This window comes from Paenarthrobacter sp. TAF1, from assembly GCF_052113825.1.
In the GTDB taxonomy this organism is placed as follows: domain Bacteria; phylum Actinomycetota; class Actinomycetes; order Actinomycetales; family Micrococcaceae; genus Arthrobacter; species Arthrobacter nicotinovorans.
Genome location: NZ_JBFRDO010000007.1, coordinates 89,798 through 106,687, shown reverse-complemented (window position 1 = coordinate 106,687; position 16,890 = coordinate 89,798). Strand labels below are relative to the sequence as shown.

General features: G+C 62.7%; 20 protein-coding genes. 13 read left to right on the top strand and 7 right to left on the bottom strand.

Annotated elements, in window-relative coordinates; all coding sequences use genetic code 11:
- Positions 1 to 127: 127 nt before the first annotated feature.
- From AB4Y81_RS12120 to AB4Y81_RS12110, 3 genes are all read right to left on the bottom strand, one after another.
- A complete protein-coding gene (locus AB4Y81_RS12120) occupies positions 128 to 1,216 on the bottom strand; it encodes a type I restriction endonuclease (RefSeq protein ID WP_055973111.1) in 1,089 nt (362 codons plus the stop codon).
- 123 nt (positions 1,217 to 1,339) lie between these two features.
- The gene (locus AB4Y81_RS12115; protein WP_441995979.1) at positions 1,340 to 2,242 is read right to left on the bottom strand and encodes a hypothetical protein; all 903 of its coding nucleotides are present in this window, start codon (positions 2,240 to 2,242) and stop codon (positions 1,340 to 1,342) included.
- 9 nt (positions 2,243 to 2,251) lie between these two features.
- Complete coding sequence (locus AB4Y81_RS12110) at positions 2,252 to 3,271, bottom strand: SPFH domain-containing protein (RefSeq protein WP_441995978.1); 1,020 nt, start codon at positions 3,269 to 3,271, stop codon at positions 2,252 to 2,254.
- 101 nt (positions 3,272 to 3,372) lie between these two features.
- On the opposite strand from AB4Y81_RS12110, the gene AB4Y81_RS12105 reads away from it, so the two are divergent.
- Entirely contained in the window at positions 3,373 to 4,113 is a 741-nt protein-coding gene (locus AB4Y81_RS12105; protein ID WP_018778772.1) for an NUDIX hydrolase, read from the top strand.
- A gap of 37 nt (positions 4,114 to 4,150) precedes the next feature.
- On the opposite strand, the gene AB4Y81_RS12100 is transcribed toward AB4Y81_RS12105, so the two are convergent.
- From AB4Y81_RS12100 to AB4Y81_RS12090, 3 genes are all read right to left on the bottom strand, one after another.
- On the bottom strand, positions 4,151 to 4,624 hold the full coding sequence (locus AB4Y81_RS12100; RefSeq protein WP_441995977.1) for a hypothetical protein: 474 nt from the start codon (positions 4,622 to 4,624) through the stop codon (positions 4,151 to 4,153).
- Between the two features lie 14 nt (positions 4,625 to 4,638).
- A complete protein-coding gene (locus AB4Y81_RS12095; protein WP_039242936.1) occupies positions 4,639 to 4,857 on the bottom strand; it encodes a hypothetical protein in 219 nt (72 codons plus the stop codon).
- A gap of 123 nt (positions 4,858 to 4,980) precedes the next feature.
- Positions 4,981 to 5,586 (bottom strand): dTMP kinase, encoded by a 606-nt coding sequence (locus AB4Y81_RS12090; protein WP_441995976.1) that lies wholly within the window; start codon positions 5,584 to 5,586, stop codon positions 4,981 to 4,983.
- A gap of 357 nt (positions 5,587 to 5,943) precedes the next feature.
- On the opposite strand from AB4Y81_RS12090, the gene AB4Y81_RS12085 reads away from it, so the two are divergent.
- The 9 genes from AB4Y81_RS12085 (at position 5,944) to AB4Y81_RS12045 (ending at position 11,839) form a co-directional block, all read left to right on the top strand.
- Entirely contained in the window at positions 5,944 to 6,102 is a 159-nt protein-coding gene (locus tag AB4Y81_RS12085; protein WP_018778776.1) for a hypothetical protein, read from the top strand.
- Between the two features lie 86 nt (positions 6,103 to 6,188).
- Positions 6,189 to 6,362 carry a hypothetical protein gene (locus tag AB4Y81_RS12080; protein WP_156369765.1) on the top strand — a complete coding sequence of 58 codons (174 nt, stop codon included), beginning with the start codon at positions 6,189 to 6,191 and terminating at the stop codon, positions 6,360 to 6,362.
- 318 nt (positions 6,363 to 6,680) lie between these two features.
- A complete protein-coding gene (locus tag AB4Y81_RS12075) occupies positions 6,681 to 7,157 on the top strand; it encodes a hypothetical protein (protein WP_082924658.1) in 477 nt (158 codons plus the stop codon).
- Complete coding sequence (locus AB4Y81_RS12070; protein ID WP_441995975.1) at positions 7,154 to 8,383, top strand: Nramp family divalent metal transporter; 1,230 nt, start codon at positions 7,154 to 7,156, stop codon at positions 8,381 to 8,383. Before AB4Y81_RS12075 ends, AB4Y81_RS12070 begins: the two co-directional genes overlap by 4 nt.
- The gene (locus AB4Y81_RS12065) at positions 8,380 to 8,805 is read left to right on the top strand and encodes a hypothetical protein (protein WP_441995974.1); all 426 of its coding nucleotides are present in this window, start codon (positions 8,380 to 8,382) and stop codon (positions 8,803 to 8,805) included. Before AB4Y81_RS12070 ends, AB4Y81_RS12065 begins: the two co-directional genes overlap by 4 nt.
- On the top strand, positions 8,795 to 9,130 hold the full coding sequence (locus tag AB4Y81_RS12060; protein ID WP_020608537.1) for a PRC-barrel domain-containing protein: 336 nt from the start codon (positions 8,795 to 8,797) through the stop codon (positions 9,128 to 9,130). The genes AB4Y81_RS12065 and AB4Y81_RS12060 overlap by 11 nt, the downstream gene beginning before the upstream one ends.
- 125 nt (positions 9,131 to 9,255) lie before the next feature.
- Positions 9,256 to 9,606, top strand: coding sequence for a hypothetical protein (locus AB4Y81_RS12055; protein WP_018778782.1), 351 nt, complete (start codon positions 9,256 to 9,258; stop codon positions 9,604 to 9,606).
- Between the two features lie 115 nt (positions 9,607 to 9,721).
- The gene (locus AB4Y81_RS12050; RefSeq protein ID WP_018778783.1) at positions 9,722 to 10,207 is read left to right on the top strand and encodes an SRPBCC family protein; all 486 of its coding nucleotides are present in this window, start codon (positions 9,722 to 9,724) and stop codon (positions 10,205 to 10,207) included.
- 87 nt (positions 10,208 to 10,294) lie between these two features.
- The gene (locus AB4Y81_RS12045; RefSeq protein WP_441995973.1) at positions 10,295 to 11,839 is read left to right on the top strand and encodes a CYTH and CHAD domain-containing protein; all 1,545 of its coding nucleotides are present in this window, start codon (positions 10,295 to 10,297) and stop codon (positions 11,837 to 11,839) included.
- Here AB4Y81_RS12045 and AB4Y81_RS12040 read toward each other — a convergent pair.
- Positions 11,829 to 12,263 carry a winged helix-turn-helix transcriptional regulator gene (locus AB4Y81_RS12040; protein WP_441995972.1) on the bottom strand — a complete coding sequence of 145 codons (435 nt, stop codon included), beginning with the start codon at positions 12,261 to 12,263 and terminating at the stop codon, positions 11,829 to 11,831. The genes AB4Y81_RS12045 and AB4Y81_RS12040 overlap by 11 nt on opposite strands.
- Before the next feature lie 124 nt (positions 12,264 to 12,387).
- On the opposite strand from AB4Y81_RS12040, the gene AB4Y81_RS12035 reads away from it, so the two are divergent.
- From AB4Y81_RS12035 to AB4Y81_RS12025, 3 genes are all read left to right on the top strand, one after another.
- Entirely contained in the window at positions 12,388 to 13,065 is a 678-nt protein-coding gene (locus AB4Y81_RS12035) for an FMN-dependent NADH-azoreductase (RefSeq protein ID WP_064722733.1), read from the top strand.
- 115 nt (positions 13,066 to 13,180) lie between these two features.
- Positions 13,181 to 14,914, top strand: coding sequence for an ABC transporter ATP-binding protein (locus AB4Y81_RS12030; RefSeq protein WP_039242924.1), 1,734 nt, complete (start codon positions 13,181 to 13,183; stop codon positions 14,912 to 14,914).
- Positions 14,911 to 16,887, top strand: a complete 1,977-nt coding sequence (locus AB4Y81_RS12025) for an ABC transporter ATP-binding protein (RefSeq protein WP_441995971.1) — start codon at positions 14,911 to 14,913, stop codon at positions 16,885 to 16,887. Before AB4Y81_RS12030 ends, AB4Y81_RS12025 begins: the two co-directional genes overlap by 4 nt.
- Positions 16,888 to 16,890: the final 3 nt, after the last annotated feature.

Genomic DNA, 16,890 nt, shown 5'->3' with positions numbered 1-16,890 from the left:
GCTCCTCGATTTGAGTCGGTGGTCGCATGCCGAGGAAACGACATCAGATCAGTCGCCAATATTACACCGACTGGACTAACTCTCTTCCAGTCAGGTGGGAGGTGTGCAATCACCTCCCACCAATGACTTAGAGGTAGCTTTTCACGCTGGCCCGCAAGGCTTCCGTGTGCTCGTAAATTTCCTCCAGTGAGCCAATTGGAACCCGCGTCTCTTCTTTGTTCTCGTTGAAGAGTCCGATGTACTTCTGGGTTCTATTGAAGTGAAGCCGCGCGATCGGCTTCCGATTGTTGTCGTCAAGAAGCACTGCGAAGTAAGACTTGGCATCTCGTTGCACCACGCGCGCAGGCTTCACTTCACTGCAGACGATGGCTCGAACGATCTGGTACCCCTCGATTTCTTCAAGGGTCGTTTCGATGGCGTCTGCTTCCGCGAGGTCGGCTTCAGCCACAGGCTTGCTGGACAGGGCGGCTGCGGAGACATCCTCGACAGGTGCGTAGGCCTGAGCGCCAAGGGCCTTCTTTAGCCGTTCGTTGACTTGGTCATTCAGGAACTGCTTGGTTGCCTTGGCGACCAGGACTGTGAATTGCTCGCGGACACGTTGTGTATATGGTCCCGTGTAGACGCGGGACGTGAGGAACTTGACCCACTCGTCTTCGGGTTCCCGGAACTGCGCGGCCAACGTCCTCTTGAGTTCGCCGATGTACTTAAGCTCACCAGCGGCACTGATGATGGAGTCCAGATCGAAGACGTCCTTCGAAAGTTTTTGGAGTTCGGGCAACAGGGTTTCGTCGATATCGTTCAGGTCCAGCACAAGGAACGGTTTAGCGTCCATGCGGTTGGGGGCATCGAGGTCGGTGAAGAACTGATAGATCTCACCATTCGTGAGGATGGCTATCCTTGCGTTGGTCACCGCAAAATAGCGGAAGAGCTGCGATGCGTGTTCGATCTTTACCGGCTCGATGGACTTCTTGCACTCGATGAGTATCTGGATTTCACCATCCTTCACAATGGCATAGTCAACTTTTTCGCCCTTTTTGACACCGACGTCGGCTGTGAATTCGGGCACGACCTCCAGTGGGTTGAATACGTCATAGCCCAGGATCGAAGAGATGAATGGCATGACGAAGGCATTCTTCGTCGCCTCCTCTGTCTCAATTACGCCTCGCTGCTGACGGACTTTGGCAGCCAGTGCGGCCAGCCGTTCTGCAAATTCCATGTGACCCCCATTGGTCTCAATTTGGACAGGTGTGCCCACCATAGCCGAGCTTTGTATCCCCATGCTGCAACGCTCCTGTGCCGTTTGTCGCACAACTTGGTACGGCGGCCAAAAGGGACGAAATTAAACAACCAACCGCAGCGGCCGTTGCCCCAACTGCACCGTGATCTCCTGCCCCCAGGAAGCCGTCAACCGGTCGTCCTCCATGCCATCACCGAACACCACCAGCTGGTCGGATGCCACGGTAATGCGCAGCACTTCTCCGGCTTCCAGCACGCCTTCGGTCAAAGAAGCCCCGGTGACCGGTGATGGCCAGGCTTCGCGAACGAACCAGGCGAGGCGCGGATCCGTAGGGGCGGGCAGGGCCCGCCCGCCACGTTCCAAGGCGATGGACGCGCACCATCCGGTGGCCCCGGTTCCGGTGGAAACAATGAGGCCCGACGACGACTGCCGCTCGGTCTGTCCGCCGGCCTGGGTGAAGCTCGGCGCTGCGAGCGAGTACTTCGCCGACTGGTGCGAGGCGTGCCCGACGAAAACTTCGTTGAGCGCCGAAAGCTGCTGGCCGTCGTCGAGCGTTGCCGTCACGGTGGTGAGGTCCTGGCAGCGCAGCCGCCCGACATCTCCAGCTGCCAGGAGTGCAGCGGCGGCCGTTGGCGTGTGACGGACAAGGACGCCGGGGTTGGCCCCCGGGTCGGGGTCGATGCCGATCACCGGCTGCCCGTTCAGGTACTTGGCGACGTTCGCAACCAGTCCGTCCTGCCCTACGACTGCGATGATGTCCTCCGCCGTGAGGAGGAAGCGGCTGAGGTCCGCGCGTTCAACTTCGGCCTGCCGCCAGTCGGACGGCACCGCTTCCCGGACGGTTGCGAGGGCGGCGGTGAGGCGGTCGTGCCGGTCCTGAACGTCCTGGATGCTGCGCCCGCGGGTGCTGAGGAAGAATTCGGCTTGGCCGCGGGTGGCGTGCCGGTCGAGGAGTTCCTGAAGTTCGGTCCGCCGGTGGACGAGGACGATGCGAGGGGTTGCCATGACAGATCCTTACTTGGTGACTTCAGCGGTGGCAGCGGGTTCCTTGAACAGTCCGGCAAGTGCTCCGCTGAGCAGGTCCGGGGTGATGGTGAGGTTACCAATGTTCGGCAGGCTGCCTGCTGCATCCTTGAGGGCCAGTGCCAGCAGGGTGGCTTGTTCCATTCCGCGGTAGACCTCCATGGTGGCGGCTTCGCGGGAAGCTGCCGCTTCGCCGACCAGCCGGATCTGGTTGGCTTCAGCCGCGGCGCCGATGCCCTTGCGTTCGGCAGATCCCTGGGCCTCGATCAGACCTGCCGCTGCCTTCTCTTCGGCGGCGCGACGGGCGTTGGCACCTTCCTGGGCCACCAGGTTCTCGCGGCGGACCGCCAGTTCGATCTGGCTTGCCATCTCGTTCTCGGAGATAGTGCGTTCACGTTCGACGGCGACTGCCCGCCTTTCGTAAACTGCCCGGTCCGCTTCGGCTTGGAGCTGTTCGCGGACGGGTGTCTGCAAGGCCCGTTCCACGTCGGCTTCGGGCCGGACGGCCAGGACCTGCACGCCGAGGATTTCGATGCCGGTGGACTGGAGCCTTGCATCGGCGCGGAGTGCGTCGGTGAGAACCAGCCGGAGCTGGCTGACGCCGCGTTCCAAGGCTTCGGCGAGTGTGGTGGTGGCGATCTGGTCGATCGCGTGGCTCTGGCACAGCTGGCCGATGATGGTGGAAACCTGTTCGCGACCGGTGGCCGGTGCCTTGCCTGCGGTCTGCAATCCGAAGTCCAGGCGTGTGGACACGGCTACTGGATCGATGAACCGGTAGGTCACGTTGGCCTGAACGCTGACGTCCTGGTGGTCGCGGGTAATGGCGTGGAAGAGCGTGGGGAGTTCCTGGTCGTCCACGGGAACTTCGCTCAGTACCGAGTTGGCGGGGCGGAAGAAGAATGCCTGGCCCACTCCCTGGTGCTTGACCGTCCCCTTCTGCAGGTGGACGACGTAGCCGGTGGGGCTGCCGAGGAAGTGGCTGATCCAGGGGTAGCGCTTGATGATGGCCATGATGTTCTCCTTTACTTATTGTCGTCAATTTGACGATAACTAAACAGTAGGAGCTTCCCGCATTATTGTCAACATGACGATAACTTGCCTAGAATTGCTGCATGCCTGAATCCCATCCGGCGCCCCAGCGCTTCCCGGTGACCGTCGACGTCGTCGCCCTCACCGTGCGCGACGGCGAGCTGAACGTCCTGCTCATCACACGCCTCATCGAACCCTTCAAGGGCAAACCCGCACTGCCGGGCGGCTTCGTTCTCGCAGGCGAGGACCTGCAGGAGGCGGCGGTCCGCGAACTCGCGGAAGAGACCGGCGTCGAGCGCCTTCCCGGGCACCTCGAGCAATTGGGGAGCTACGGACCCAAGGGGCGCGACCCCCGCGGCGACGTACTGACCGTCGCGCACCTCCTCCTGGCACCGGACTTCCCGGTACTGGCGGCCGGCAGTGACGCGGAGAACGCCGCGTGGTATCCGGTGACGAAAGTCCAAAGCGGAGAGCTGGAACTCGCCTTCGACCACGCCAAAATCCTCGACGACGCCCTTGAGCGGGCCAAGTCCAAACTCGAATACTCACCCCTCGGCGCGGCTTTCTGCGGCGAGGAGTTCACCATCGCCCAACTTCGTGCCGTGTACGAAGCCGTCTGGGGCACGCGCCTGGACCCGCGGAACTTCCACCGGAAGGCGACGGGGACGCCCGGTTTCCTGGAGGACACCGGCCGCATGACAGCGGGCGACGCCGGCCGCCCGGCTGCGCTGTTCAGGCTCGCCCCGGAGGCCCGTCCGACGGCGGGCCACCCCACGCGCGCGGTGCTGAACCCGCCGCTGATGCGCCCCGCTGCGCCCAAGTAGGCGACAGCTAACGCTCTCTTGGGAACTTAGGGGGAAGTTATTCGTCCCTTAGTTTGCCGGCGTGGGCGAGAACCGCCGTTGCTGTCGCCTCCGGCTCCGGCGTCGAGACGATCCAGATGCGGTTCGGCAGCTCGATAGTGATGGCCGGACCACCGACCAGCAGACCCCACGTCCTCCGCCCCAAGTACCGGACGCCGAAGCCCTCGGTCATGGAACTGGCAGGCGCTGGTGAGGCGTCGACGATGTCTGCCAGCGGTATGTGCTTGGCGTAGAACGGCCGGCATCGAAGCACCAGATTTTCGGCTGCGGCTTCGATGCTCACTGTCATGCGGAGCACCACTGCGGTCAGAAGCAGCAAAGCTATAGCCAGAGCTGTGGTGATCAACAGGACGCCACTGGGAATCGCCGTGGCGATGATAAACAAGCAGGCCGCCCCTACAACGCCTGCGATGACCTTCCGGGAGTTGCGGCCGATCCGCGCCTCAGAGACGACTGACGAGTTCGAAGTCAAAGCCGGCAACCCGCTCACTGCGGCAGGTCCGGTTCTGAAGGTGCATCCGCGGCCTTCAGGCCAGGGTGCTTGCTGAACCTTGGCCGCAGCCATCCATCCAGGTAAACCGTGGCCGCGGCCACCACAAGACCCAGAAGAAGGGATGGCAGTGGGCCCAACGTGGATAAGAGGATCATGTAGGACCCGAATCCACTGATGAAGATAAGGAGCCCACGCCGGGTTTTGGCGCTCATTAACTTTCCCCCAATCGCTGCCCGCATCGATGTGGACATGTGGCGAGCCTACCCGGAGCGCGCCAGGGAGCAAGTCAAATGCTGCCTACGCATGAATCCGGGAAGGCGCCACTTAGGGGGACGTTATCCGTCCCTCATTGCTGCGTGGGCGAAGGGAACCGGCTCCGTTGCTGCAATGAGCCGGTTCAGTTGGGCCCGCACCTCTTCCGGGGTGCCGTTGGCGTCCACGACAACAAAGTCAGCGAACCCAGGGAGAGCGCGGTAGGCGTCCCGAAACGCCTGCAGTTCGGCCAGGCTTTCTTTATCGATGCCGCGTGCCATGACACGCTGGTGCGCACGGCGCGGGTCGACGTCGAAATGAACTGCCAGGTCCGGGGTGGGCAGCATCCGCAGCAGCCACGGCAGCAGTCGTCCGTGTTCCAAGCCCTTGCTTTCCCGGAGCGCGAGCTGGCAATGCAGGTGGCGATCCATGACAACCAGGCCGTCGGTCCGCCGGGCGCGTGCATGGTTGACGAGCACGGTGAAAAGGCGCACGCCTGTCTCAATGAAATCTGCCACGCGCGGCGGAAGCGGGAAACTGAACCGCTCGGCCAGCAGGGATAACTGCCTCCGGCCGGCGTGATTGCTTAGCAGCAGGGCATCCCGCCCCTCAGCGCGGGCCGACTCGACCAGGGCGCGGGCCGCCGTCGTTTTTCCTGAACCGTCAATTCCTGTCAGAACAATGAGCATGAGGCCTCCCCTCGTCTCCTGTCCAACGAAGGGGAGCGGCCTCTTGTGCCGTGAGTCGGCACACAGCTCGGCGGGGGCGTCCTGAGGGCGGTCCCGGGGGCATCTCCGCAAAACGGTAGTAAGTTTCCTGACGAACTGCTTCGCCAAAGAGGGAAGCACGCCTATCATGATGCTATGTACGTACTACTGACGGGCAAAAGATTCGTTTGGATCCTTTTCCCTGAGGGTACGTAAGAAATACGGAGATGAATTTCTCCAACCGGTGCCCGTTGGCATGGGTGGCGCTCCACGCGGTGTGGAGTACCAGCGGACGCCTTCCTGAATAGACAACAGTTATTGAAAGGGATGCGTAGCTCAATGAACACACTCTTGATAATCGCCGGCGTAATCGCGATCATCCTGCTTCTTGTAGGCGGATTCAACCAAGCACTCAGTTTCCTGCTTTGGGTAGGAATTATCCTGCTGGTGCTGGCACTTATTGGTTGGGTCGTCGGCAGGGGCCGGTCGCGCGTATGACAACTGATCCAAGCGAAGTTGCCGGTTTTTCCCAGGTTCGCGACGGAACCACCACCCCTGGCCATCCCATTCCCAGGGAGCCGGGGGTGCCAGAAACCAGCGGTCCGGGAGACGCCGGTGACGCATCGTCGGGAAGTCAGGATGACTCCGTCGATGCTGGTCCCAGCGAATCTGCCAATCCACCCGGGCCGGCAGAAGAAAAGGATGAAAAGACAGCGGACAACCGCGGTCTGACAACCGAAACCAATCCCACGGATTGATCGGATCAGCGGGGCGGCGGGCGGGAGATATCCGGTCCGCCGCCACGCTCCTTTAGGGTCCCAAAACCACGGTTTGTCACTAATTGCTGAGCGTTGTCAGTTAGCGATTGGGGTAGAAATGCGAATCGGTTCAATCATCGGGCTATTGGTAGTCGTCTGGCTCGTTATAGGGGCAGTTGCCGCCGGGCAACGCGGCTACTASAGCGACCCGCCCGCCCAGTGCTCGCAAGTGGCAACCATTGCGCTGAATATTGTTGCCGGCCCACTGAATTACATGGGCATGAATCCTCAGGGTGGGTGCGAGATTCCGAAGCCGTCATGAGTAAATCTCCGCGGCTCCGAACCGTTCTCCTCACTCTTCTGGTGGCTGCTGCCGGCATGTTGGCCGGCTGTTCGCAGCAACCCTCAGCCGACGCCCTGAAAGGGCCGGCTGATGAGGTTTCATCGGCCGTGCGGGCGGCCAGCCTTGCGGTGGATCTCAGGATTTCGGACAGTACGACGGCGGCCGCCGCTGCTACCGCTGCCGACGACATGCTGGGCGACGTGGAGTCGGCCACGAACGAGGTGCACGGACTCACGGCGCAAACCCAGGAAGAACGCGTACTTCGCAACGATGTCCTGGCTGCCTTCTCCTCCATTTCCAGGGCACTCCTGCACGCGCGGGATGCCCTTTCTTCGTCGTCGAACGGTCCTGACGACGGGCAAGGGAAAGCCAGGCTTTCCACCGTGCAAGGAGAACTTCGCGTTGCCACCGAGCAACTGGACAGTCTGATGACCAAGGCCGGCATCCAGTGAAACGGCTCCTCGGTGTTGCACTCGGCATCCTGACGGCGATCGGGGGCTTTGTCGACATCGGGGACCTCGTGACGAACGCCGTGGTGGGCTCACGGTTCGGCATGTCGCTGGCATGGGTGGTGTTGGTCGGCGTCGTGGGTATCTGCCTCTTCGCCAACATGTCCGGCAGGGTGGCTGCAGTCTCCGGCAGGGCCACTTTCGAAGTCATTCGGGAGCGCCTTGGACCCCGGGCCGGATTGGCCAATCTGGGTGCGTCCTTCCTGATCAATGTCATGACGGTAACCGCCGAAATCGGCGGCATCGCCCTTGCCCTCCAACTAGCCAGCGGGGTGGCCTATATTCTCTGGGTTCCTTTTGCACTGCTGGCCGTGTGGCTGGTGGTTTGGCGGGTGAAGTTCAGCATCATGGAGAACGTCACAGGGCTTGTGGGTTTGTCTTTGGTGGTGTTCGCCGTTGCCCTGTTCCTTCTAAAACCTGATTGGGGTGCCCTGGCCGGGCAGGCGTTTTCTCCGTCCATTCCGGCCCAGGAAGGCGCCGGCGTGTACTGGTACTACGCCATTGCCCTGTTCGGAGCTGCGATGACGCCGTATGAGGTGTTCTTCTTTTCCTCCGGAGCAGTGGAGGAGCGCTGGAAGATCAAGGACCTGGCCCAGTCACGCCTCAACGTCCTTCTCGGTTTCCCGCTCGGCGGGTTCTTGTCCCTTGCGATCGCCGGGTGTGCCGCCGTCGTTCTTCTCCCAGCCGGAATCAGCGTCACCTCGTTGTCGCAGGTTGCGCTTCCCGTGGCGCAGGCGGGCGGCCAGCTTGCACTGGCTGTGCTGATTCTGGGGGTGGTGGCAGCGACTTTCGGGGCGGCCTTGGAGACGACGCTGTCCAGTGGCTACACGCTTGCACAGTTCTTTGGATGGTCGTGGGGCAAGTTCCGCCGCCCGGCCCAGGCAGCCCGGTTCCACGTGTCGATGATCGTGGTGTTGCTGGCCGGGGTGGCGGTGCTGGCCACGGGCGTTGATCCCATCCTCGTGACTGAATACTCCGTGGTTTTCTCGGCGATTGCGCTTCCGTTGACCTACCTGCCGATACTCATCGTGGCCAACGACCCGCAGTACATGGGCAAGCATGTCAACAACCGCGCGGTGAACATCGCCGGAGTGATCTACCTGTTCATCATCCTGGTTGCCTCCCTGGCGGCCATCCCCTTGATGATCGCCACAGGAGCTGGAGCATGAACAAGAGCAAGCCCAAACGCTTCCAACCGCAGCAGCTCCACGCTGCACCCTATCCGGCGGGCCTTGTGCTCGACGCCCAGCTGCACTTGTTGGACAGGCAGATATTGGACGTCGACGGCGTCCCTGTCACCACAGTCGACGACATCGAGCTGAGCGGGCCCGAACCCGATGAGAAGATCCCGGAGGGATCGGCGCCCCCGCAGATCACGGCTTTGCTCACCGGGCCGGTACTGGGAACCCGCATTTTCGGCGGCAGGCCGCCGTCGAGCCGTTTGATCCGTATTCCGTGGAAAGTGGTGGCGGGCGTGGACACGGTGGTGTCGCTGGGGGTCCGCGCCGACTGGATGGATGCCTCATGGGTTGAGCGGTGGCTGCGAAACCATGTCATTGCGCGGATCCCGGGAGGCAGGCATGAACCTTAGCGACGTGTTGGGCAGCGATGTAGTGGATGGGGCCGGCCAGCGGTTGGGCGAGGTGTCGGACGTCCGGTTCGCGTTGGATGCGGGAGCAGGCCAGCTCCTTAGCCCGGCCAGGCTGGTGGGCATCGTGGTAAGTCCGCGGACGGCGTCGTCGTTTCTGGGCTACGAGCGGCAGGAAATCAGCCAGCCCTGGCCTGTTGCTCAGCTGCTCCGTTGGCGGCACAAGGGGTCATTTCTGGTGCTGTGGGAGGACATCGCGGAGATGGGTCCGGAGAGGGTTGGGCTGCGGCCCGGCTTCACCGCCTACGATGCGCGGCTGACACGATAGACCATCGAAAAGGGAATTGCTAAGTTTACTGATAATTTTGGCGTAGCATGGACATGCCACTAAGCATCCTTATAGGTTCGAAGTGTTCCATCAACACGTTCGCCGCATCGGAAAGGACTAGTCATATGGACAAGCAGGACGCCACACCCGAAGAGGAAGTAGGAGGCTACGGCACTCCTACGGCAGAGCAGGAAGCCGGCGGAGGCCAGGCCCAGCCGCGCGTTGAAGAAGACATCGACGAGGCTGCATTGGGTGAGGGTACCGGTGCGCCGAACCTTAGCCACTTGAATCCGGAAGACTCGGACAGCTCCGGCGAGCCGGGCGCAGGCCGCTTTGGCGGCATCGATGAACAGTCCCACGCAGAGCAGTCATCCGTGCCGGATGACACTGAAGAACTGCCCGATGGCAGCGGAAACGACCTTCCCCAGGAAGAGTCCCCGAACGATGATGACGAAGAAAGTTTTGACGCCGGCTAAGAGCTTTGGCTGGCGCGCTTAGACTGGCGCGCCACTGGTTAAGCAGCCAGCCGGTTGGTGCGCCGCCGGAAATCCCGAATCTGGAAACAGAGACTAGATCGAAGGAGCAAGACCCATGGCAACGGTGAACAAGTCAATTGACGTGGACGTGCCCGTGTCTGTCGCCTACAACCAATGGACGCAGTTCGAATCCTTCCCGGAATTCATGAATGGCGTGGAGTCCGTGAAGCAGATCGATGACACGGCCCTGCACTTCTCCACCAACGTGGGAGGGGTCAAGCGCGAATACAACGCCCAGATCATCGAGCAGGTTCCTGACGCATTGGTGAGCTGGACAAGCGTTGACGGGCCGCGGAATTCGGGCACAGTCAGCTTCGTGCCCCTCGAGGATGCCCGCACCCGGGTCAACGTGGCCATCGACTGGGAGCCTGAAGGCCTCGCCGAAAAGGCCGGATCTGCGCTTGGCGTGGACGAACTGCGGGTGGGCGCCGACCTCGACAAGTTCAAGAAGTTCATAGAAGCCCAAGGGCACGAGTCCGGCGCCTGGCGCGGAACAGTGTCCGGTGGCGATGTGGACGACGCAGGCGGAGCGCCTCTGTAAATCTTGCTGCACGCGAGGGCCGGCCGTTTCCACGGACCGGCCCTCGCGGCATACTTGGAGTAACCGTGAAGGGGAGTACCGAAAGCCATGGCAACGTCCAGCAGCGTAGAGGCAGAACAGAAATTCGACGCCCTGGAGTCCACGCCGCTTCCGATGCTGGACGCCATCGACGGCGTGGGCAGAGTCGGTGACCCGGTAAGCCACACACTGGAAGCCACTTACTTCGACACCAGCCGGCTTTCGCTCGCACGCCACGGAATCACGCTGCGGCGCCGCACCGGAGGACACGACGCCGGCTGGCACCTCAAACTGCCGCTCGGCCCCGGAAAACGAACCGAAATCCACGCTCCATTGGGCAGCGCAGATACCGTTCCGGTGGAGCTCATGGACAGAGTGCTCGCCTATACCCGGGCGCACGCCGTCCTCGCAGTGGCCACCCTGCATACGGATCGTATGAGCTACGCCCTGTACGGAGGCCAGGGCGAGCGTTTGGCCGACTTCGTGGATGACCGGGTCCGGGCCCATGTCACGGTGGGGGACGACCGCCGGCTTGAATGGCGGGAATGGGAGGTGGAGCTGGCGGCCTCCGACGGAACCGGTGACTCCCTGTTGGCTACCTTGACCCGCCAGCTTTCCGCAGCAGGTGCGACTCCCAGCCATCGAAGCTCCAAACTGGCCACCGCCTTGGGCGGCTTGGGTGGCGAATTGCCCATGGCTGGGAAAGCTGACCGGAAGCCAGGCGCCGCCAAGGGCGCCGGCAAGAAAACGGCAGCGGACGCCGTGCTCAGCTATTTGCAGCGGCAGCTCGCCGGCCTGCTTCTCCAGGACGCCCACGTGCGGCTGGGCCGTGACGATTCCGTACATCAAATGCGGGCGTTCACCCGACGGATACGCTCGGTCCTGCACATTTATCGTCCGCTTTTTGCCCCCGGGCCCGTCAATGACCTGGAACGCGGGCTGAAATCCTTGGCGGAGACCCTGGGCCGGTACCGCGACACCGAAGTCCTGCATGAGCGCCTGCGGGATGCCCTTGATGAGCTGCCGGAAAACCTGGTCCTGGGCCCGCTCCACGATGAGCTGGACCAGCGGATGATGATCAGGGCCGATACTGCACTGGCCGCCATCCGGACGCGTCTGACCAGCCCGGGGTACTTCCGCCTCCTCGACGACCTTGAGGCGTTCATCGAAGCGCCGCCCCTGACGGAAAAAGGGCGCGCACCGGCAAGGAAGACCACCGCGAAGCTCGTCAACAAAGCCGTGAAGCGCCTCCGCAAGCGCCACGACGCGGCGGTATCGGCCGCCGTCGGGCAATCACGCGACGAAGCCCTGCACCGCGTGCGGAAGTCCGCCAAGAAGCTGCGTTTCGCGGCGGCGGCCGCAGAGAGCGTCCACGGCAAGCGCGCAGCGAAGCTTGGCAAGGCTGCGCACAAAGTCCAATCGGTTCTGGGTACCCACCAGGACAGCGTGTTGGCCCGCAGAGAATTGCTGGACCTTGGTTCAGCGCCCGGGACGGCCAGCGCGGCCTTCACCTATGGGGTGCTGCATGCAAGGGAATCCGCCGTTTCAGACGCAACGGAGCGCAAGTACCTTAAGGGCAGTGCCAACACCTTGAAGCTGCGCCTTAAGAAGTAGGTTCCGGGTTGCCGGCCGGTGTGGCCCGGGCACGCTCCGCGTCGTGCAGCCGGCGCGACGCAGCCACGGCGTCCATGTTGTCCTCAGCCCATTCCTTCATGTCGAAAATAGTCGGCAGTAGTGAGCGGCCACGGTCCGTGAGCCAGTAGTCGGTCCGAACGGGGACGGACGGCGTGACTTCCCTGTGGATCAGGCCATCGCGCTCCAAAGAACGCAGCGTCGATGTCAGCATTTTCTGGCTGGCCCCCGGAATGTGCCTGCGTAACCCGCTGTGGCGTTGCGGTCCCTCTTCCAGCGCCAGCATCACCAAAGTCACCCATTTGCTGCTGATCGCTTCGAGCAATTGCCGGGCCGGGCAGTTCTCCAGGGAGGCGTTGTACTGGTGCCGGGCTTTCTGACGGGTCTGCTCAGCCGTGAGTGTCATACCCCCAATCATTGCAGGCACTTCGACGTGCCTTGGGCACAAAAAAGTGCGTTCTTACGCTGTGCCGGGGAACCGGGCGAGGATCAAGTAAGGGGGCGGAACGTCCCCCGTTCGAAAGGAAACCATGCCCTCCATCCTCCATATCAACGCCTCTCCCCGTTACGGCAGCAGCGATTCGCTGGGACTCGCCCGTCACTTCATCGATTCGGTCCAGTCTGCGGCTCCGGAGACTTTTGAACTGGAGACACTGAACCTGTTCGACGACGATGCACTGCCGGCTTTCGGTCGGGTCGCCGCCTCCGCGAAAATGGCGGTCTTCACGGGCCAGGAACAAACGCCGGAGCAGATGGCAGCGTGGGAAGCGGCACGGTCGGTCTTTGACCAGTTCGCGGCGGCGGATGCCTACGTGTTCAACATTCCCATGTGGAATTCGGGGATTCCCTACGCTTTGAAGCAGTGGATCGACATCGTCACCCAGCCCGGTTGGAGTTTCGGTTTCCACCCGGAGCATGGGTACACCGGCCTCATGGAAGGGAAGCTGGCGATGGCCATCCACACCAGCGGTGTCTACGCCCCAGGGGTCCCGGCAATGTTCGGTGCCGACTTCAGCAGCACGTATTTTGCCGATTGGCTGAACTTCGTGGGCATCCAGGACGCCGCCCACATCCGATTTGCCCCTACGGTCCTGAATACGGACGTGGACGGCAGCCGCCACCTCGCGGAAAGGGAATTGAGCGACGCGGCACTGTTGTTCGCAGGGAAGCTCGATGCCGTTCGGGCCTCGGAACTGATCAGCAAGTGAGGTGAACCGGGGGCGTTGTCCGGGTTGTCTCCACAACGCCCCGGTTCCCTCTAGTTGCCCACAGCAACCAGACGTAAACTGGCCTTCGGTTTCACTTCGAAAGCTCGGAGACAGCATGCTCTGGAAGGTACTGGTTCGCTTCCTGCGGCCGCATCAGCGGTTGCTGGTGGGCGTCGTCATTTTTCAGTTGGCGCAGTCGATTGCGTCCTTGTACCTGCCGACGCTCAATGCCGACATCATCGATCACGGCGTTGCCACCGGGGATACCGATTACATCCTCCGCATGGGCGGGCTCATGCTGCTGATCACTCTCCTGCAGATCGCGTGCGCCGTGGTTGCGGTCTACTTCGGGGCGAAGGCTGCGATGGGCATGGGCCGCGACGTGCGTGACGCGATCTTCAGCCGGGTGGGGGAGTTTTCCGAACAGGAAGTCACCAGGTTCGGTGCTCCTTCACTGATCACCCGGTCCACCAACGACGTCCAGCAGGTCCAACAGCTGGTTCTGATGTCCTGCACGCTCATGGTCGCGGCGCCGATGCTGAGCATTGGCGGCGTGATCATGGCCGTGCGCCAGGACGCGCAACTGTCCTGGCTGATTGCCGTGTGCGTGCCCGTGCTGTTGGTTGCCGTCGGGCTGATCGTGACACGGATGGTTCCCCTGTTCCGCAAGATGCAGGTGCGGATCGACGCCGTGAACCGGGTCCTGCGCGAGCAACTCACCGGCATCCGCGTCGTGCGGGCTTTCGTGCGGGAGGACATGGAAATCAGCCGGTTCGCCAAAGCGAACGACGACGTCACCGACGTCGCGCTGCGGGCCGGCCGTTTGATGGCGCTCATGTTCCCTGTGGTCATGCTGGTCATGAACGTATCCAGCGTGGCAGTGATCTGGTTCGGGTCCTTCCGGATCGAGGACGGCTCCATGCAAGTGGGCACCCTGATCGCATTCCTGAGCTACCTCATGCAGATCCTCATGTCGGTCATGATGGCCACGTTCATGGCCGTGATGATCCCGCGCGCGTCGGTTTCTGCCGACCGCATCGGGGAGGTGCTGGATACCGACTCCAGTGTCCGGCCGCCGTCGAACCCTGTCACCGGCGGCATCCGCCGCGGCGAGTTGGAAATGCGCGACGTCGGATTCGCCTACCCGGGTGCCGAGCGGCCCGTGCTGAGTGGCCTGACTTTCACGGCCCGCGCAGGGCAGACCACCGCGATCATCGGCAGCACCGGAGCCGGCAAGACCACGCTGGTCAACCTCATGCCCCGGTTGTTCGACGCCACAACGGGCTCCGTCCGGATGGACGGTGTGGACGTCCGCGACCTCCACCCGGACCTGCTGTGGGGGCACATCGGCTTGGTGCCGCAGCGGCCGTACCTGTTCTCCGGCACGGTCCGCAGCAACCTGCAATACGGCAAACCGGACGCCACCGAGGACGAACTGTGGCAAGCGCTGCGCGTGGCCCAGGCTGACGACTTCGTACGCGGCATGGACGGGGGCCTGGATGCGGCCATCTCCCAGGGTGGGACCAACGTTTCGGGCGGGCAGCGTCAAAGGCTCGCCATTGCGCGGGCCCTGGTGAAGCAGCCGGAGCTCTACATTTTTGATGACTCCTTCTCCTCGCTGGATACCGCCACCGACGCGAGGCTCCGGCAGGCCCTCAAGCGCCATACCAACGGCGCCACCTTGGTGATCATCGCCCAGCGTGTGTCCAGCATCGCCGACGCAGACCGGATCCTGGTGCTCGACGACGGCAGGATCGTCGGCCAGGGGACGCACGAAGAATTGTTGGAGACATCCGAAACGTACCGCGAAATCGTCTCGTCCCAGCTGGCAGCGGAGGAGGCAGCATGAGCACGTCCACCGCTCCAGCCGGCGGCCGCGGACCCCAGCGCCCCGCAATGGGCCCGGGAAGGGGAGGCCCGTTCGCCGGAATGAACATTCCGGCAGAGAAAGCGTCGAACTTCAAGGCTTCGGCCCGCAGACTCCTGGGAACCCTGCATCCGGAACGGCTCTGGCTGGCCCTGGTGCTGGTCTTCGCCGTGGCCAGCGTTGCGCTGTCCGTGATCGGTCCCCGCTTGCTGGGCGAAGGGACCAACCTGATCTTCGCCGGCATCGTGTCCAAGCAACTGCCCGCCGGGGTATCCAAAGAGCAGGTCATCGCGGGCCTGCGGGCCTCAGGTGAGAACAGCAAAGCCGACATGCTGGGCGCCATGACCCTCACACCCGGCGTCGGAATCGACTTTGGAGCGTTGTCCTCCGTACTGCTGTGGGCACTGGCCCTGTACGTCCTTGCCTCAGCGTTCGGCTGGATGCAGGCCTACGTGCTCAACGGTGTCGTGCAGCGGACGGTGTACCGCCTCCGCCAACGCATCGAAGCAAAAATCCACCGCCTGCCCCTGCGCTACTTCGACTCCATCCAGCGCGGCGAACTGCTGAGCCGGGTAACCAACGATGTTGACAACATCTCCCAAAGTTTGCAGCAATCGATCAGCCAGGTGGTCTCGTCCCTGCTGACTGTGCTGGGCGTGCTGGTCATGATGTTCCTGCTCTCGCCGTTGCTGGCGCTGATCGCACTGGTGACCATTCCCCTGACGCTGGGCACGACGCTCCTCATTGCAAAGCGCTCGCAGAAGCTGTTCGTTGCCCAGTGGAAGAACACCGGTGAGCTCAACGGCCAGATTGAGGAAACCTACACCGGGCATGCCCTGGTGAAGGTGTTCGGGCGGCAGAACGAGGTCCAGGAGAAGTTCCGCGCCAAGAATGGTGAGCTGTTCCAGGCCAGCTTCGGAGCGCAGTTCGTCAGCGGTCTGATCATGCCGGCCATGACGTTCATCGGAAACTTGGTGTACGTAGGCATTGCCGTGGTTGGCGGCCTGCAGGTGGCTTCCGGTTCCATGCAATTGGGTGATGTGCAGGCGTTCATCCAGTACTCACGGCAATTCACCATGCCCCTGGCGCAGCTCGGATCCATGGCGAACATGCTGCAATCCGGCGTTGCCTCCGCCGAGCGTGTATTCGATCTCCTGGACGAGGACGAAGAGTCGCCCGAACCTGCTCCTTCGGGCGCTTCGGCCGGGCGCGGTCGCCTGGTGTTCGAGAACGTCTCCTTCCGCTACTCCCCGGACAAGCCCCTGGTCACGGACCTCAGCCTGGTGGCAGAACCCGGCCAGAGCATCGCCATCGTCGGGCCTACGGGGGCGGGCAAAACCACCCTGGTGAACCTGATGATGCGCTTCTACGAGCTGGACTCGGGGCGGATAACGCTCGACGGCGTCGACATTGCCTCCATCTCGCGGCGGGAGTTGCGCTCGCGGATGGGCATGGTCCTCCAGGACACGTGGCTGTTCGGCGGCACCATCCGCGACAACATCGCCTATGGCCGGCCCACGGCTTCTGAAGCCGAGATCGTCGAAGCGGCGCAGGCAACGTATGTGGACAGGTTCGTCCGGTCCCTCCCCGAGGGCTACGACACCGTTCTCGACGACGAAGGCGGCAACGTCTCAGCCGGCGAGAAGCAATTGCTGACCATCGCCAGGGCCTTCCTGTCCCGGCCATCGGTGCTAATCCTGGACGAAGCCACGAGCAGCGTCGACACCCGTACCGAGGTGCTGGTGCAGAAAGCCATGAATGCCCTCCGCTCGGACCGGACCAGCTTCGTCATTGCCCACCGGCTCTCCACCATCCGCGACGCCGACCTGATCCTGGTGATGGAGGACGGGCAGATCGTGGAGCAGGGCACGCACTCGGAGCTGCTCTCTGCCGGTGGGGCCTACTCCCGGTTGTACGAGGCCCAGTTTGCGGCGCCGGCGTCGGAGGAAGTTTGAGCT

Bases quoted from the DNA above. Each gene is read 5' to 3' on its own strand.
- AB4Y81_RS12095 (WP_039242936.1), bottom strand. From the start codon at position 4,857: ATGAGCGCCAAAACCCGGCGTGGGCTCCTTATCTTCATCAGTGGATTC.
- AB4Y81_RS12115 (WP_441995979.1), bottom strand. From the start codon at position 2,242: ATGGCAACCCCTCGCATCGTCCTCGTCCACCGGCGGACCGAACTTCAG.
- AB4Y81_RS12105 (WP_018778772.1), top strand. From the start codon at position 3,373: ATGCCTGAATCCCATCCGGCGCCCCAGCGCTTCCCGGTGACCGTCGAC.
- AB4Y81_RS12040 (WP_441995972.1), bottom strand. From the start codon at position 12,263: ATGACACTCACGGCTGAGCAGACCCGTCAGAAAGCCCGGCACCAGTAC.
- AB4Y81_RS12025 (WP_441995971.1), top strand. From the start codon at position 14,911: ATGAGCACGTCCACCGCTCCAGCCGGCGGCCGCGGACCCCAGCGCCCC.
- AB4Y81_RS12075 (WP_082924658.1), top strand. From the start codon at position 6,681: ATGAGTAAATCTCCGCGGCTCCGAACCGTTCTCCTCACTCTTCTGGTG.
- AB4Y81_RS12065 (WP_441995974.1), top strand. From the start codon at position 8,380: ATGAACAAGAGCAAGCCCAAACGCTTCCAACCGCAGCAGCTCCACGCT.
- AB4Y81_RS12085 (WP_018778776.1), top strand. From the start codon at position 5,944: ATGAACACACTCTTGATAATCGCCGGCGTAATCGCGATCATCCTGCTT.
- AB4Y81_RS12090 (WP_441995976.1), bottom strand. From the start codon at position 5,586: ATGCTCATTGTTCTGACAGGAATTGACGGTTCAGGAAAAACGACGGCG.
- AB4Y81_RS12110 (WP_441995978.1), bottom strand. From the start codon at position 3,271: ATGGCCATCATCAAGCGCTACCCCTGGATCAGCCACTTCCTCGGCAGC.
- AB4Y81_RS12045 (WP_441995973.1), top strand. From the start codon at position 10,295: ATGGCAACGTCCAGCAGCGTAGAGGCAGAACAGAAATTCGACGCCCTG.
- AB4Y81_RS12035 (WP_064722733.1), top strand. From the start codon at position 12,388: ATGCCCTCCATCCTCCATATCAACGCCTCTCCCCGTTACGGCAGCAGC.
- AB4Y81_RS12120 (WP_055973111.1), bottom strand. From the start codon at position 1,216: ATGGAATTTGCAGAACGGCTGGCCGCACTGGCTGCCAAAGTCCGTCAG.
- AB4Y81_RS12050 (WP_018778783.1), top strand. From the start codon at position 9,722: ATGGCAACGGTGAACAAGTCAATTGACGTGGACGTGCCCGTGTCTGTC.
- AB4Y81_RS12055 (WP_018778782.1), top strand. From the start codon at position 9,256: ATGGACAAGCAGGACGCCACACCCGAAGAGGAAGTAGGAGGCTACGGC.
- AB4Y81_RS12060 (WP_020608537.1), top strand. From the start codon at position 8,795: ATGAACCTTAGCGACGTGTTGGGCAGCGATGTAGTGGATGGGGCCGGC.
- AB4Y81_RS12030 (WP_039242924.1), top strand. From the start codon at position 13,181: ATGCTCTGGAAGGTACTGGTTCGCTTCCTGCGGCCGCATCAGCGGTTG.